Genomic DNA, 14,613 nt, shown 5'->3' with positions numbered 1-14,613 from the left:
AGGGCGAACGGAAACGTCGAGGCCCCGGCGGGCGCAAGCACCGCCGGGGCCTCCTTGGCGTGCCGGGCCTCTAACGTCCGGGGCCTCCTGGCGTCTGAGGGCTCGCTGCGTCCGGAAGCGGGCTCGGGGTGCAGAGGGCGGTCAGAAGGGCCAGGGCCAGCCGTCGCCGCCGCCGTTCTGGGTGGGGGGCGGGCCGCCGGGCTGCGGGTTCTTCTGGGCGCCGTTGCTGAGGTAGATGATCACGACGGTGTTGGTGTCGGCGTCCGAGCCCGCGCCCGGTGAGGTGGACGCGACCGTGCCCTTCGGCTGGTCGGAGTTCACCGGTTGCGGGGAGACCTTCACGTCGAAACCGGCGGATTTCAGCGTGGCGGTGGCGGCGCCGACCGACTGGCCCTTCACTTCCGGGACCTTGGTGGTGTCGCCGAAGTTCTTGCTGGGCGAGGTGAAGCCGGGGGCGGGCTTGCCGGACAGGGTGCCGCGCATGGACGCCGCCCAGATCGGGGCCGGGATGTCGGCGCCGTAGACGCCGTAGACCTTGTGGTTCCAGGGGCCGCGGAAGTCCCAGTAGGCGACGGCGGACGCGAGGTTCGGGGTGTGGCCGGCGAACACCGCGCAGGTGAACTCCTCGCAGGTGCCGGTCTTGCCGGCGGCGGGACGTCCGATGCTGCCGATGTTCTTCGCGGTGCCCTTGGTGAGGACGCCGGTGAGGATCGAGTTGACCTCGTCGGCGACGCTCGCGTCCACGGCCTGGTGGCAGTCCTGGCCGGGGAGCTTCAGCTGCTTGCCCTGCGGGTCGACGATCTGGGTGATCGCGACCGGCGCGCAGTACTTGCCGCGGGCGGCGAACCCGGCGTAGGCCGCGGCCAGGTGCACCATGTCGATGTCGTTGGTGCCGAGGACCTGCGAAGGGTACGGGTCGAGCGGGGCGCCGGTGGCCTTCTTCATGCCGAACTTCTCGGCCATCCGGACGGCGTTGCACACGCCGACCCGCTTCTCCAACTCGGCGTAGAAGGTGTTCACCGAGTGCCAGGTGCCGTTCTTGAGGTTGAACTTGCCCGCCTCGGAGTCGCCGGCGTTGCTGATGGGGGTCCAGAGACCGCCGCCGCTGAGCTTGCCGGCCTTGCACATCGGATAGGTGATCGAGGTGGTCTGCGGCGAGTCGATCGTGGTGTTGACGGGGATGCCCTGGTCGAGCGCCTCGGCGAGGGTGAAGGTCTTGAAGGTCGAGCCCGCGGAGACGCCCGCGCCGCCGCCGTGCGCGGTGTCGGCGGCCAGGTTCAGCGTGGTGCGGCCCTTGACGTCGCCGAACCGCTTGCTCTGCCCGATGGCGAGGATCTTGCCCGTGCCGGGCTGCACCATCGCCTCGGCCGCGACCTTGTTGCCGGACGGTGTGACCGCGTTGCGCAGCGCGCTGTCGACCGAGCGCTGGGCGTCCATGTCGAGCGTGGTGCGGATGGTGTAGCCGCCGCGGTTCAGCTTGTTGACGAACTCGACCTGCTGCTTGCCGGGGAGGGACCAGTACTTCCCGTCCGAGAGCACGTTGAGCATCTCGTACTTCACGTACTCGCAGAAGAACGGCGCCTTGCTGGTCTCGCAGCCGCCGGCCGGGTCGGTGCGGTCGAGCGTGATCGGCTTGGCGATCGCGGCGTCGGCCTGCGCCTTGGTGATGTGGTTGAGCTGCTGCATGCGGCGCAGCACGATGTCGCGGCGCTTCTTCGCGGCGTCCGGGAAGCGGATCGGGTCGTAGGAGTTCGGGTTCTGCGTGATGCCCGCGAGCAGCGCCGCCTGCTCCAGCGTGAGGGCGGACGCGGGCTTGCTGAAGTACCGCTTGGCGGCGGCCTGGATGCCGTACGCGCCCGCGCCGAAGTAGGCGATGTTGAGGTAGCCCTCAAGGATCTTGTCCTTGGACATGCGGCGCTCGATGTCGAGCGCGTAGCGCAGCTCGCGCAGCTTGCGGCCCGCCGTCGGCGCGGTCGCCTCCTGGTACTCCTTCTGGTTGCGCGCGCGGTCGACCAGGATGTTCTTGACGTACTGCTGCGTGAGGGTCGAACCGCCCTGCGTGCCCTCGGACTCCACGTTCGACGCCAGGGCGCGGATGGTGCCCTTCAGGTCGAGCGCGCCGTGGTGGTAGAAGCGGTAGTCCTCGATGTCGACGATCGCGTTGCGCATGATGGGCGCGACCTGGTCGAGGCGGACCGACTCGCGGTACCGGTCGAAGAACGTGGCGACCTGGGTGCCGCTCGCGTCGTAGACCACCGTCTTCTCGGACGGGGGCGTGGCGTCGAGCCTGCTGTCCATGCTCTCGAAGTTCTCCGCCGCGTCCCGCGCGGTCATGCCGGTCGAGCCGACGCCCGGCAGGACGATCAGCGCGACGAGCACGCCGGCGGCGACCGCCGCGGCGAGCAGCCTGACCAGCGTGGAGAAGGCGTTCCCCCGACCCTCGTTCGCATCATGCACGGGGACAAGAGTACGCGGGACGACCAGTGCATTCGGGACAGGTCACCCCTCGCCGCCGGGATTTGGCCCGAACATAGTCCTCCCCACCGCCTCGTTCCCGTAGCCCCGTGCCATGTGAACGACAACCGTCGGCCTAGCTCACGCGTCAAGTACAGGTAACTAGTCCGTTCCGGCGGTATGGCCCCGGTGGGCTATATCGAGAATGGGCCCATCGGGGACTGTTGAATCGTCCCTCGCTTCCGTAAGTTCTTCCCCACGGCTTTCGTTTGGCGGCCTGACGTCCGCGCCCGTCTGGCCATAGAGCGCAAATCGACACAGACCCTAGGGGAGTGGGGCCAAGATGTGGATCACGGATTGGACCGCCCGCGCCGCCTGCCGTAACGCGGATCCGGACGCCCTGTTCGTGCAGGGTGCGGCGCAGAATCGGGCCAAGCTCATCTGCCGCGGCTGCCCGGTGCGGACCGAGTGCCTCGCCGACGCCCTCGACAACAGGATCGAGTTCGGCGTCTGGGGCGGCATGACCGAGCGGGAAAGGCGCGCGCTGCTGCGGCGGCGGCCGGACGTGCTCTCATGGCGCGACCTGCTGGAGACCGCCAAGGAGGAGTACGAGCGGTCGGTGGACGGCGACGAGAGCGAACTCGTCGCGAGCTGAGACCCCCGGCGTCCTCGCGTTCGGGAGGGGGTGTCCGTCCCGGGCTCGCGCGCCCTCGTGGGAGGGGCGGCCGGCTTCGGCAGGCCGGGGCGCGCGGGGCTTCCAGCAGCGGGCACGGCGAACGCGACCACGACGCCACGACAGCACGACGACACCGGCACGGCAACGCCTGAGCGCGATGCCGGGCCGGTGCAGCACGAGCACGACGCCGTTCCGGCGGTGAGACATGCCTTACGGCCGTGGACCCGAATCGTCCCCGAGACGGGTCCACGGCCGCTGTCGTCCCTGGTCAGGCACGTTTCGGACGTCCAGAACCCGGATTTTCGGACCTGCTCTAACGCGTGGTGGCCGGATGTGGCCACGATCTTGCGGTTTGGCCGCCACGGGGTCCGGGCACCGCTGATCAGACGCGCATCGCGGTCATGGGACGGCGAATGCCCGGCGGGGGCCATTCACCCGCCGGGCATTCGCCGTTAATCACCAGCTTCCCCGACGATTACGGAGCGCCCCGACTTTCTCCGTACAAACGAATAAATCCCCAGCTCAGGACGCACTACTCGCACCCTCGCGCGCGGCCCCGCAGTTCCGCTCAGTAGTCACAACTCGCAGCGGCCCGCAGAGCAACCGCATGCGATAGTCGCGCCCTCTACCGAGCACGCGCGACGGCCAGAACTCTCACCAGATCGGCAAGCCGCACCAGATCATTGCGCCCACTCACCCGAAGCCGCGCAATGCCGCCCTCTCAGATCACAGGCCGCCCCTGCAGGGCCGCCTCCCGGATCACGGGCCGCCCCTGCAGGGCCGCCTCCCGGATCACGGGCCGCCCCTGCAGGGCCGCCTCCCGGATCACGGGCCGCCCCTGCAGGCGAGGCCGCACGGCGACTCCCGCTGAGCTGGGAGAGCGCGGCCGGTCGTCGCACACCGTCCTGCCGAAGCCGCAGATGGCCGACCTCGCCAGGTCACAGGGGAGGTGGTGCCGTGGTTGCGGCTTTCGCGGGTCGAGGGTGCGGCTGGTCGTTCCGCCTCGTCTGGCCGAAGCCGCGCAACGCAGGGTCAGCCGGTGGCGGTCGCGGGGGTGGGGTCCTCCTCGGGGCGGGGCTCGCCTGCGAGGTCGGCGCCGACGCGGCGGAGGCCGTCCAGGTCGTGGACGTCCTCGGCCTGGGCCGGGACGGCGACGACGGGGACGGTCGGGTGCGTGGACGAGAAGTGCTCGCGCAGCCGGTCCTCGCGGGCCGCCAGCTGGACGCGGTCGGTGTGCAGGCGCAGCAGGGCGGCGGTGAGCGGGTGCTCGGCGCGCTCCTCCAGGGTCTCGGCGGCGGCCTGGGCGCGCGCGGCCGACAGCAGGTCGTCCGCCTCATGGACGCGGTTCACGACCAGTCCGGCGAGCGGCATCCGCTCCTCGGCCAGGCGCTCCACGAAGTAGGACGCCTCGCGCAGCGCGTCCGGCTCCGGCGCGGCGACCACCAGGAACGCGGTGCCGGGGGTCTGGAGCAGCTTGAAGGTCTTCTCGGCGCGCTCGCGGAACCCGCCGAACATCGTGTCGAACGCGGCGACGAACGTCTGCACGTCGCGGAGCAGCTGGACGCCGAGCACCTTGTTGAGCACGCCGGTGAACATGCCGAACCCGGCGCTGATCACCTTCACCCCGAACCGGCCGCCGGTCTTGGCCGGCGCGGCGAGGATCTTCATGAACCGGCCGTCCAGGAAGCGGCCCATCCGCTCGGGCGCGTCCAGGAAGTCGAGGGCGTTCCGGGACGGCGGGGTGTCCACGATGATCAGGTCCCAGGCGCCGGAGCGGTGCAGCTGGCCGAGCTTCTCCATCGCCATGTACTCCTGCGTCCCGGACAGCGACGAGGAGAGCGACTGGTAGAAGGGGTTGGCGAGGATCTGCCGGGCCCGGTCCGGATCGGCGTGCGCCTCGACGATCTCGTCGAAGGTCCGCTTCATGTCGAGCATCATCGCGTGCAGCTCGCCGTCGCCGCCGACCTCGATCCGGCGCGGGCTGTTGTCCAGCTCCGACAGGCCCATCGACTGCGCGAGCCGGCGCGCCGGGTCGACGGTGAGGACGACCACGTCGCGGCCGCGCCGGGCGGCCCGGACGCCGAGCGCGGCGGCCGTGGTGGTCTTGCCGACCCCGCCGGAGCCGCAGCAGACGATGATCTTGGTGCGCGGGTCGTCCAGCAGCTCGTCGACGTCCAGGGCGGGCGGGGTCTTGCCGGTCGGGCTCATCAGGCGGTCTCCGTGGAACCAGTGGTCGTGCGGCGCGCGCGGCCGTCCCCGCGCCCGCCGCCCTCCTCGCGTGGGGTCGTGCCGCGGCTCGCGTGCGTGGTCGTGCCGCGGTTCAGGCTCGGGGTCATGGAGCGGCGCGGGCTCGGGGTCATGGAGCGGCGCGGGGCCGTGCCGCGTCCTGGGCGTGGGGTTGTGGGGCGGCTCGGGCGTGGGCTCGTGGGGCGGCGCGGGGTCATGCCGGGGCCTGGGGGCGGGTCATGCGGCGCCCTGGGCGCGCAGGGCCTCGGCCAGGTCGTAGAGGCCGGCGAGGTCCATGCCGTCCGGGAGCATCGGGAGGGTGTAGCGGGGCAGGTCGAGGTCCTCCAGGCGCTCCTTCTCGCGGGCCTGGAGCGCGGTGCGGCGGGCGTGCTCGCCCGCCTCCGCGGCGAGGACGGCGGCGATCCGCTCGGCGTCCTGCTCCAGCCCGGCGGACTTCACGCCCCGGACGATCTCCTCGGCGTCCAGCCCGCCCGCCGCCGCGGCGGCGAGCGCGTCCGCGGGCAGGACGGGCTTGTGCTCCATGTTCACGATCACGCCGCCGACCGGGAGGCCCGCCTCGCGCAGGTCGTGGATGCCGTCCATGGTCTCCTGGACGGGCATCTCCTCCAGCAGCGTGACGAAGTGGACGGCCGTCTCCGGGCTGCGCACGACCTTCATCACGGTGTCGGCGTGGTTGCGGATCGGGCCGACCTTGGCCAGCCCGGACACCTCCTCGTTCACGTTCAGGAACTTGGTGATGCGGCCGGTCGGCGGCGCGTCCATGACGACCGCGTCGTAGATGAACGAGCCGTCCTTGTTCTTGCGCCGGACGGACTCGGAGGTCTTCCCGGTGAGGATCACGTCGCGCAGCCCGGGCGCGATCGTGGTGACGAAGTCGACGATGCCGAGCTTCGTCATGGCCTTACCGGCGCGCTTGAGGTTGTAGAACATCTCGAGGTACTCGATGAGCGCCTCCTCGGTGTCCACGGCGAGCGCGTGCACCTCGCCGCCGCCCGGGGCGACCGCGACCCGCCGCTCCCCGTAGGGCAGGGGCGGGACGTCGAAGAGCTGCGCGATACCCTGCCGCCCCTCGACCTCGACCAGCAGTACCCTGCGTCCTCCGGCCGCCAGTGCCAGGGCGAGTGCGGCGGCCACGGTGGTCTTGCCGGTGCCGCCCTTGCCCGTGACCACGTGGAGGCGTACGCCGTCCCAGTCGGTGTCTCTCGCGCTCACCCGATCGACCATATCGTTCGCCCGGCGAGGACTTCAGAGCCCGGCTCCAGCTATATAAGTGATCCCTGACACGATGCCCCGCCGAGGTGTGGACCGTTGTTTCGGACGTGCCCACGCGGTTAGCTGGGAAACGCGAACCGGGCGCCGGTCCGCCCCGTCCGGTCGGACGGCCGGGCGGCGGCGGCCAGGCCGGACGGCCGGTCCGCCCGGATCCGGGCCTCGGATCCAGGGGCAGTTCGGCTGAAAGGTGGCCCGCCATGGCGGTGGCCCTCTTCCTCGTCATAGTGATCGGTGTGCTCGCGCTGATCGGGCTGGCGTCGTCGGTCCGCATCGTCCAGCAGTTCGAGCACGGCATCGTGTTCCGGTTCGGCCAGGTGCAGCGCGGCGGCCAGCTCCGCCCGGGCGCCGTGCGCCGGCCGGGCCTGACCTTCATCCTGCCGATCGTCGAGCGGATGCAGAAGGTCAACCAGCAGACGGTGACCATGGGCGTGCCCGCACAGGAGGGCATCACCCAGGACAACGTCAGCGTCCGGGTGGACGCGGTCGTCTACTTCCGGGTCGTCGACCCGGTGAAGGCGATCGTGAACGTGCAGAACTACGGCTACGCGGTGTCCACCGTCGCGCAGACCTCGCTCCGGTCGATCATCGGCCAGTCCGACATGCAGGAGCTGCTGGGCGAGCGGGAGAAGATCAACGCCCGGCTGCGCGGCATCATCGACAACATCACCCAGGACCCCTGGGGCATCCTCATCGAGCGCGTCGAGATCAAGGACGTCTCGCTGCCCGAGGGCATGAAGCGCTCGATGGCCCGGCAGGCCGAGGCCGAGCGCGAGCGGCGCGCCCGGATCATCACCGCGGACGGCGAGTTCCAGGCGTCCAAGCGGCTCGCCGCGGCCGCCGAGATCATGTCGCAGGACCCGGCGGCGCTCCAGCTGCGGCTGCTGCAGACCGTCGTGGAGGTCTCGGCCGAGAAGAACAGCACGCTCGTCATGCCGCTCCCGGTCGAGATCCTGCGCTTCTTCGAGCGCGCGGCGGGCGGCTCGCTCTCCGCGCAGGCCGGCGACGCCCAGCCCAGGACGAACCTGAGCGAGCGGCTGGCCAAGGCCGAGCAGGACCTCGCCAAGGCCACTGAGGAGGCCCCGCCGATGGGGTCGGTGGAGGACGTCCCGCCCGTCCTGGGCCTGGACGAGCCGCAGCGCCGCGACGAGGAGGACGCCCCGGAGCTGACGCGTCCGGAGCGCCCGCGCGGCATCGCGGGAGCCGCCAAGCCCGAGGAGGGCGCTGACGGTTCGCCATCGCGCGAGTGACCCGACCAGCGGCGTCCCCGGCACTCCATCCAGCGCCGCCGGGGACGCCGCGCCTCCTCCCGCACGCGGGACGCTGCGCTCTCTCGTGTGCGCGGGACGCTGCGCTCTCTCGTGTGCGCGGGACGCTGCGCTCTCTCGTGTACGCGGGACGCCACGCCCTCTTGCACGCGCGGGAAGCCGAGCCTTCATGTGCGCGCGGGGACGCCGCGCCTTCTCTCGCGCGCGGGACGCCGGGCCTTCTCGTGCGCGCGCGGGGACGCCGCGCCTTCAGGTGCGCGCGGGGACGCCGCGCCCTCTCGTGCGCGGGCGGGGATGCCGGGCCTTCGCGTGCGCGGGCGGGGGCTCCGGGCCTTCGCGTGTGCGCGGGGGTTAGACGGGCTGGTGCTCTTTGGTCGGGGTGGACGTCGGGGCTTCTAGGGTGAGGCGGCGGACGCCGGGGGCGGCCAAGGTGCCTAGGCAGGCCGTGGCGACGATGACGGCTGCGACCAGCAGCGGGGCTCGTGGTCCCCAGATGGACGCGGCCCATGGCGCGAGGGAGTAGCCGAGCGGCGCGGCGGCCAGTGACAGTAGCCAGTCGTAGGAGCTGACCCGGGCGAGCGATTCTGTAGGGATGACGGCCTGCACGGTGGTTTCCCAGGTCGGGTTGAGGAAGCCGAGTCCTGCCAAGGCCAGGCAGTAGCAGGGGATAAAGACCGGGGCCGGCGCATAGAAGGCCAGCGCGACGAGCGGTATCGCGTAGGCGGCTAGGCCGACGTTGGCGACCGCCACCGGACGGCGTGGTCGGAAGCGTCCCGCCATCAGGGACCCGATGACGAGCCCGACCGCACCGGCTTCAGTAGTGATGATCCATACGGTCTCGCCGCCGAGGCGTTCTACAGCGATGAGGGGCGCGAGGGTGAGCATGGCGCTCTGGGCGCCGTTCCACATCGCGTGTGCGATGAGGCTCGTCCAGTACCAGTCGCGTGAGCGGACCTCCGTCCACCCCTGCTTGAGGTCGGCGCGCAAGGAATGCGTGGTGACCTGCCTTCGCCGGACGCGCGCGCACGAGATCAGGATGGCGCTCGCTCCGAAGGACGCGGCGTCGAGCATGAACGTCCAGCCGGGGCCGACGGTGAGCACGAACGTCCCCGCGACGGCCGGACCGAGCAAGCGGGTCGCGCCCGCGACCGTCCCGAGCAGGGCGTTCGCGCGAGGTAGCGCCTCGACCGGGACGGTCCCGACGACCATCGGGGACAGCGTCGGCAGCGCCAGCCCGGACGCGGCGCCGCCGACCGCCTGCATGGCGGCGAGCTGCCACAGCGCCGGATGCCCGCCGAGCAGCAGCAGGGCCGTGCAGAGCTGGGCGGCGAAGGCGAGCGCGTCCGTGCCGATCGCGATCGGCCGCGCGCCCCTGCGGTCGGCGAGGACGCCGCCGAGCGGCAGCGCCACGAGCCGGGGGAGCAGCGCGGACGCCAGCACGATCCCGAGCGCCGAGCCGGACTCGGAGATTCGCAGGACGGCGAGCGCCAGCGCGGCGGGGATCGCGGCGTCGCCGGTCAGGGACAGCGCGCGGGCGGTGAACAGCAGCCGGAAGTCCCGGCTGCCCAGCGGGTGCGTCATGCCGGGGAGAGTAGTTCGATGCCGAACTATTCGTCAAAGAATAATTCTGCGCCGAACCGGTAAGCTGTCCGGCATGCGGATGCGCGACACGGTGGACGAGCACGTCGAGCGATGGCTGCCCCTGCTGCCCGACCTCGATCCCGACGTGGAGGGCGCGATCACCCGCGTCCACAAGATCTCCGGGCACCTGCGCCGGGTCCGGGAGCGCGCCCTCGCCGACGGCTCGCTGCACCTGCACGAGTTCGACACCCTGCACGCCCTCGCCGGACGGCACGGCCAGGCCGCGCCCTCGCAGCTCGCGGCCGACCTCGGCGTCGCGCCCAACTCGGTCACCGGACGCCTCGACGGGCTCGCCGCGCGCGGTTTCGTCCGGCGCACCCCGTCCGAGACCGACCGCCGCCGCGTGGTCGTCGAGCTCACCGACGAGGGCCGCGCCGCCTGGCGCGGCGCCATGGACGCCCAGGGCGACGAGGAGCACCGCATCTTCGCCGCCCTCACCCGCGACGAGCTCCGCCACCTCTCCGACCTGCTCCGCCGCGTCGTCATCCGCGCCGACACCCCGGACCCCGACGCCTGATCCCGCCGCCTCCTGCCGCTGCCGCTCCCGACTTCGCCGCTCCCGAGGCTGCCGCCTCCTGCTGCCGCCTCCTGCTGCCGCTGCCGCGCCGACCGGAAGGCCGGACGCGGTTTTTGATCAGGGGGTGAGGACGAGGCGGCCTCGGAGGCCGCCCTCGGCGAGGCGGGTGTGCGCCTTCGCGGCGTCCTCCAGGGGCAGGACGTCCGCGACGCGCAGGCTGAGGCGTCCGGCGTCGACGAGCGAGACGAGGTGGGCGAGCTGCCCCGCGTCCGCACGGAACCAGACGTTCCGGACGCGGGTGCCGCGCAGGTTCACGGGCACCACGTCGCCGCCGTTCACGGCGACGAACTCGCCGCGGTTCCGCAGGGCGTCCAGGGCGCGGATGCCGAGGCCCGCCGCGTCCAGGACGCCGTCCACCCCGCCGGGGACGAGGTTCCGGACGGTCGCGCCGAGCGGTTCGTCCCGTCCGATGAAGAACTCGGCGCCCGCTTTGCGGAGGTCGGTCTCGTCGGCGGCCGATGCCGCGGCGACGATCCGGAGGCCGCGCAGCGCCGCCAGCTCCACGGCGAACCGTCCGACGGCTCCAGCAGCGCCTGTGACCAGCAGGGACGCGCCGGCGGGCAGGTCCAGGAGGTCGAGGGCCTGGAAGGCGGTCAGGCCGTTCAGCGGCAGTGTCGCGGCGTGCGCGGCGTCGACCGTGCGGGGCGCGTGGGTCACCGCGTCCGCGTCCAGGACGATCGCCTCCGCATGCGTACCGGTCGGCATCGGCAGCCAGTCGCGGAGGCCGATGACCTTGTCTCCGACGGCCAGGCGGTCCACGCCGGCGCCGACGGCGTCGATCACGCCCGCCGCGTCCAGGCCGAGGCCGAGCGGGAGGTCCGGGGCGAGCGGCGCCAGGTATCCCGCGCGGGCCGCCACGTCCACCGGGTTGACCGTCGCCGCCTCGATCCGGATCCGCACCTGCCCCCGGCCCGGGACGGGTTCGGGGACGTCCGCCACCCGCAGCGTCTCGGGGCCGCCGTACTCCGTCACACTGATCGCGCGCATGCCGAATACTCCCTGGTCAGATGGGGTTCGCGGGAGGTTTCCCCGCACAGGCAAGCCTGCGCGGAAGAGACGTCGGCCGGAAGAGGTTACTTCTGGGTGCGTACCCGACCCCGAAGTGCCCGCAATGCCGCATGCGCGGAACCGGGGCGGGGTTCGGGACGCGCCGGAACCGGAGGTGGGGCTTGACCACGATGACCGCCGCGGAGCGCCGCGCGCAGGCGAAGGTGGAGTTCGACGCCTACATGGAGGCGTGCCCGACGAGCCGCCTGATGGCCGTGCTCGGCAACAAGTGGACGACGATGCTGCTCAACCGGCTCGCCGAGAACGGCACCATGCGGCACGCGGAGCTCGCCCGGGCCGTCCCGGGGGTCAGCACGAAGATGCTCACCCAGTCGCTCCGCGGCCTGGAGCGGGACGGGCTGGTCACGCGGCATGTCACGCCCGCCGTCCCGGTCCAGGTGGACTACACGCTGACCGTCCTCGGGGAGAGCCTGATCCCGATCGTCGCGACCGTCCGGGAGTGGGCCGACCGCCACATGCCCGACATGGACGCGGCCCGCACCCGCTACGACGCCGGACAGGCCGGGCTGGCGCCTCCTGCGCCTGCGCGATCGCTAGGCTGAGCGCCATGAAGAAGTGGGAGTACGCGACCGTTCCGCTGCTGGTCCACGCGACCAAGCAGATCCTCGACAACTGGGGCCAGGACGGGTGGGAGCTCGTCACCGTCCTGCCGGGCCCGAACCCGGAGAACCTGGTGGCCTACTTCAAGCGCGAGGTGGAGTGAGCGTGGCCACGCCCGAGGAGCGGATCGCCGAGCTGGGCCTCGAACTGCCCGAGGTGGCGCGCCCGCTGGCCGCCTACGTCCCGGCCTCCCGCACGGGGAACCTGGTCTACACGGCCGGGCAGCTGCCGCTGGTCAAGGGCGAGCTGCTGCGCACCGGCAAGGTCGGCGCGGACATCACCCCCGAGCAGGCCGCCGAGCTGGCCCGGATCTGCGCGCTGAACATGATCGCGGCGCTGAAGTCCGAGATCGGGGACCTGTCGAAGGTCGTGCGGATCGTCAAGGTCGTCGGGTTCGTCGCGTCCGACCCGGACTTCGACGGCCAGCCGCAGGTGATCAACGGCGCGAGCGAGCTGCTCGGCGAGGTCTTCGGCGAGGCAGGCGCGCACGCGCGCAGCGCCGTCGGCGTCGCGGTCCTCCCGCGGAACGCCCCGGTCGAGGTCGAACTGATCGCCGAGGTCCGCTGACCGCGGCCGTCGTGCCGTGAGTGGTGGGACGAGGTGGGCGCTCTTGACGGAATGTGATTCGGTATGTCCGAATGGGGCGCCATGAACGGGTTGAGGTTGCCGGACGGGTTCCGGGAGCGGATCGAGGGCATCGCGGCCGGGACGATCGAGCCGGTCCGGCCGCGGCACGCCGCGACGGTGGTCGTGCTCCGCGACCACGCCGAGCACGGGTTGCAGGCCTTCATGCTGCGCCGGGTGGGCTCGATGGCATTCGCGCCCGGCGCGTACGTGTTCCCCGGCGGTTCGGTCGACCCGCGCGACGGCGAGGCGGGTGTGGGCTGGTCCGGGCCCTCCCCGGCGGAGTGGGGACGGGCCTTCAACGCGGACGAGCCGCTCGCGCGGGAACTGGTCTGCGCGGCCGTCCGGGAGACCTTCGAGGAGACCTGCGTGCTGCTCGCCGGGCCGACCGGCGGGTCCGTCGTGGACGACACGCGCGGCGACGACTGGGAGCGGGGGCGGCAGGCGCTGCTCGACCGCTCGCTGTCGTTCGCCGAGTTCCTGGACGCGCGCGGGCTCGTCCTGCGCTCGGACCTCCTGCGTCCCTGGGCGCACTGGATCACGCCCAAGATCGAGCCGAAGCGCTACGACACGCGGTTCTTCGTCGCGGCCATGCCCGAGGGGCAGCGCGCGCGGGACGTGAGCACCGAGGCCGACAGGGTCGCCTGGGTCCGTCCGGCCGAAGCCGCCGTGCGGGCGCGCGCGGGCGAGTGGCCCATGCTGCCCCCGACCCTCGCCACGCTGGAGGAACTGGCCCGCTTCGACACGGTCGCGGACGTCCTGGCCTCGCAACGCGAGATCGCCGTCCTCGAACCCGAGGGCCGGATCATCAACGGCGCCCCCTACCTCGTCCTCCCCGAAGACGCCGTCCACTACGACACCCCCGCCTAACACCACCCGCGACACCCCCCTCCGGCCCGCCACCCACGCCGACATCCACGCCTGAGCCTTTGGGAGGTGCATTGGCTGCGGTGCGGGCCCGTCTGATGTGGGCCCTGGGGATGCGCCTGGCCGGGACGTCCGTGCCGCGACGCCTGGCCCGGCTGGGGCTCGGTCCCGGCCGGTCGGGCAGGATGGGACGCGTGAGCGAGATCGACGGAACCGGCACCGAGCGGGCGAGATGCGTGCTCGCCCCCAATCCGTCCCCTATGACCCTGGACGGGACGAACACCTGGATCCTCGGCGAGCCCGGCGCGGAGGAGGTCGTGGTCGTCGATCCCGGCCCGAAGGACCGGGTGCACCTGGAGCGCGTCCTGGCCGAGGCCGAGGAGGGCGGGCGGCACGTCGGCGTCGTCCTGCTGACGCACGGCCACCCGGACCACTCGGCCGGCGCCGCGATGTTCGCCGGAATGGCCGGCAAGGGCGTCCGGGTGCGGGCGCTCGACCCCAGGCACCGGCTCGGCGACGAGGGCCTGGTCGAGGGCGACGTGGTGACGACCGGCGGACTCGACCTGCGGATCATGGAGACGCCGGGCCACTCCGACGACTCGCTGACGTTCTGGCTGGCCGCCGACCGGGCCATCCTGACCGGTGACACCGTCCTCGGCTACGGATCGACCGTCGTGGAGGGCAAGCTGGGCGACTACCTGGCGTCCCTGGACCGCCTGCGCCGCTTCGCCGACGACAACGAGGCCGCCGCCGTCCTGCCCGGCCACGGACCCAAGCTGGATGACCCGCTCGCCGCGATCGACCACTACATCGGCCACCGGCAGGAGCGGCTCGCGCAGGTCGAGGCAGCTGTCGCCGCAGGCGCCCGGACCGCCCGCGAGGTAGTGGAGATCGTCTACGCCGACGTGGACCGCAACCTCTGGCCCGCAGCGGAATGGTCCGTCCAAAGCCAACTCGACTACCTGGCCGAACGCACCTAACGACCACGCCCACAACCCGAAACCCATGCGCGCGACCGTACGTGCCCGCGAGCGCGCCCATGAGCCGAAGCCCGTCCCCGCGCAAGAGCGGGCCCGTGCCCGCGCATGAGCCGGGGCCTGTGTGCGCGAGCGCTCGCTCGTGAGCCGGAGCGCGTGTGCGCTAGAGCGCGCCCGTGAGCCGGGGCTGTGCGCGTGGACGTTCGTGTTTGCGTGCGTCCACGAGGCGGAGCCCGTGTGCGCGAGCGGCCATGAGGCGGGGCCTGTGCAGGCATGAGTCGGAGGCCCTGCGCGTGCGTGCATATGTCGGAGGACCTGTGCGCGCGAACGCGCGCGCATGAGCCG

General features: G+C 72.2%; 13 protein-coding genes. 8 read left to right on the top strand and 5 right to left on the bottom strand.

Translation table 11 applies throughout. The annotated features are described in order from the left end of the window. Positions 1-141 precede the first annotated feature (141 nt). Entirely contained in the window at positions 142-2,457 is a 2,316-nt protein-coding gene (locus FHU30_RS28365) for a penicillin-binding protein (protein ID WP_253879823.1), read from the bottom strand. Between the two features lie 340 nt (positions 2,458-2,797). Here FHU30_RS28365 and FHU30_RS28360 point away from each other — a divergent pair, with 340 nt between their 5' ends. Beyond that, positions 2,798-3,109 (top strand): WhiB family transcriptional regulator, encoded by a 312-nt coding sequence (locus FHU30_RS28360; protein ID WP_117357385.1) that lies wholly within the window; start codon positions 2,798-2,800, stop codon positions 3,107-3,109. 1,053 nt (positions 3,110-4,162) lie between these two features. On the opposite strand, the gene bagB is transcribed toward FHU30_RS28360, so the two are convergent. Together bagB and bagA are read right to left on the bottom strand one after the other, a co-directional pair. Next, entirely contained in the window at positions 4,163-5,338 is a 1,176-nt protein-coding gene (bagB, locus tag FHU30_RS28355) for an ATPase BagB (RefSeq protein WP_253879821.1), read from the bottom strand. A 255-nt stretch (positions 5,339-5,593) separates the two neighbouring features. Beyond that, positions 5,594-6,589, bottom strand: a complete 996-nt coding sequence (gene bagA / locus FHU30_RS28350) for an ATPase BagA (protein ID WP_253879819.1) — start codon at positions 6,587-6,589, stop codon at positions 5,594-5,596. Between the two features lie 257 nt (positions 6,590-6,846). On the opposite strand from bagA, the gene FHU30_RS28345 reads away from it, so the two are divergent. Then, entirely contained in the window at positions 6,847-7,896 is a 1,050-nt protein-coding gene (locus tag FHU30_RS28345; RefSeq protein WP_253879817.1) for a slipin family protein, read from the top strand. A 369-nt stretch (positions 7,897-8,265) separates the two neighbouring features. Here the strand turns inward: FHU30_RS28345 and FHU30_RS28340 are convergent, their stop codons facing one another. After that, the gene (locus FHU30_RS28340) at positions 8,266-9,495 is read right to left on the bottom strand and encodes an MFS transporter (protein ID WP_253879815.1); all 1,230 of its coding nucleotides are present in this window, start codon (positions 9,493-9,495) and stop codon (positions 8,266-8,268) included. 73 nt (positions 9,496-9,568) lie between these two features. Between FHU30_RS28340 and FHU30_RS28335 the strand changes: the two genes are divergently transcribed. Beyond that, positions 9,569-10,072, top strand: a complete 504-nt coding sequence (locus FHU30_RS28335) for a MarR family winged helix-turn-helix transcriptional regulator (protein ID WP_253879813.1) — start codon at positions 9,569-9,571, stop codon at positions 10,070-10,072. A gap of 117 nt (positions 10,073-10,189) precedes the next feature. Here FHU30_RS28335 and FHU30_RS28330 read toward each other — a convergent pair whose 3' ends face one another. Next, positions 10,190-11,119, bottom strand: a complete 930-nt coding sequence (locus FHU30_RS28330) for an NADP-dependent oxidoreductase (protein ID WP_253879811.1) — start codon at positions 11,117-11,119, stop codon at positions 10,190-10,192. Between the two features lie 191 nt (positions 11,120-11,310). Here FHU30_RS28330 and FHU30_RS28325 point away from each other — a divergent pair, with 191 nt between their 5' ends. The 5 genes from FHU30_RS28325 (at position 11,311) to FHU30_RS28305 (ending at position 14,271) form a co-directional block, all read left to right on the top strand. Further along, on the top strand, positions 11,311-11,742 hold the full coding sequence (locus FHU30_RS28325) for a winged helix-turn-helix transcriptional regulator (RefSeq protein WP_253880356.1): 432 nt from the start codon (positions 11,311-11,313) through the stop codon (positions 11,740-11,742). A gap of 5 nt (positions 11,743-11,747) precedes the next feature. Next, positions 11,748-11,903 (top strand): Sp36 family protein, encoded by a 156-nt coding sequence (gene sp36 / locus FHU30_RS28320; RefSeq protein WP_089310660.1) that lies wholly within the window; start codon positions 11,748-11,750, stop codon positions 11,901-11,903. Between the two features lie 2 nt (positions 11,904-11,905). Then, positions 11,906-12,367, top strand: coding sequence for a RidA family protein (locus FHU30_RS28315; protein ID WP_253879809.1), 462 nt, complete (start codon positions 11,906-11,908; stop codon positions 12,365-12,367). A 63-nt stretch (positions 12,368-12,430) separates the two neighbouring features. Then, a complete protein-coding gene (locus FHU30_RS28310) occupies positions 12,431-13,294 on the top strand; it encodes an NUDIX hydrolase (protein ID WP_253879807.1) in 864 nt (287 codons plus the stop codon). 182 nt (positions 13,295-13,476) lie between these two features. Beyond that, the gene (locus FHU30_RS28305; protein WP_253880355.1) at positions 13,477-14,271 is read left to right on the top strand and encodes an MBL fold metallo-hydrolase; all 795 of its coding nucleotides are present in this window, start codon (positions 13,477-13,479) and stop codon (positions 14,269-14,271) included. Positions 14,272-14,613 lie beyond the last annotated feature (342 nt).

The sequence above is a fragment of the Actinomadura rupiterrae genome (assembly GCF_024172125.1).
GTDB lineage: Bacteria > Actinomycetota > Actinomycetes > Streptosporangiales > Streptosporangiaceae > Spirillospora > Spirillospora rupiterrae.
This window is presented reverse-complemented; position numbering and strand designations above follow the sequence as displayed.

Bases quoted from the DNA above. Each gene is read 5' to 3' on its own strand.
- FHU30_RS28345 (WP_253879817.1), top strand. From the start codon at position 6,847: ATGGCGGTGGCCCTCTTCCTCGTCATAGTGATCGGTGTGCTCGCGCTG.
- FHU30_RS28340 (WP_253879815.1), bottom strand. From the start codon at position 9,495: ATGACGCACCCGCTGGGCAGCCGGGACTTCCGGCTGCTGTTCACCGCC.
- bagB (WP_253879821.1), bottom strand. From the start codon at position 5,338: ATGAGCCCGACCGGCAAGACCCCGCCCGCCCTGGACGTCGACGAGCTG.
- sp36 (WP_089310660.1), top strand. From the start codon at position 11,748: ATGAAGAAGTGGGAGTACGCGACCGTTCCGCTGCTGGTCCACGCGACC.
- FHU30_RS28335 (WP_253879813.1), top strand. From the start codon at position 9,569: ATGCGGATGCGCGACACGGTGGACGAGCACGTCGAGCGATGGCTGCCC.
- FHU30_RS28310 (WP_253879807.1), top strand. From the start codon at position 12,431: ATGTCCGAATGGGGCGCCATGAACGGGTTGAGGTTGCCGGACGGGTTC.
- FHU30_RS28330 (WP_253879811.1), bottom strand. From the start codon at position 11,119: ATGCGCGCGATCAGTGTGACGGAGTACGGCGGCCCCGAGACGCTGCGG.
- FHU30_RS28360 (WP_117357385.1), top strand. From the start codon at position 2,798: ATGTGGATCACGGATTGGACCGCCCGCGCCGCCTGCCGTAACGCGGAT.
- FHU30_RS28305 (WP_253880355.1), top strand. From the start codon at position 13,477: ATGGGACGCGTGAGCGAGATCGACGGAACCGGCACCGAGCGGGCGAGA.
- FHU30_RS28325 (WP_253880356.1), top strand. From the start codon at position 11,311: ATGACCGCCGCGGAGCGCCGCGCGCAGGCGAAGGTGGAGTTCGACGCC.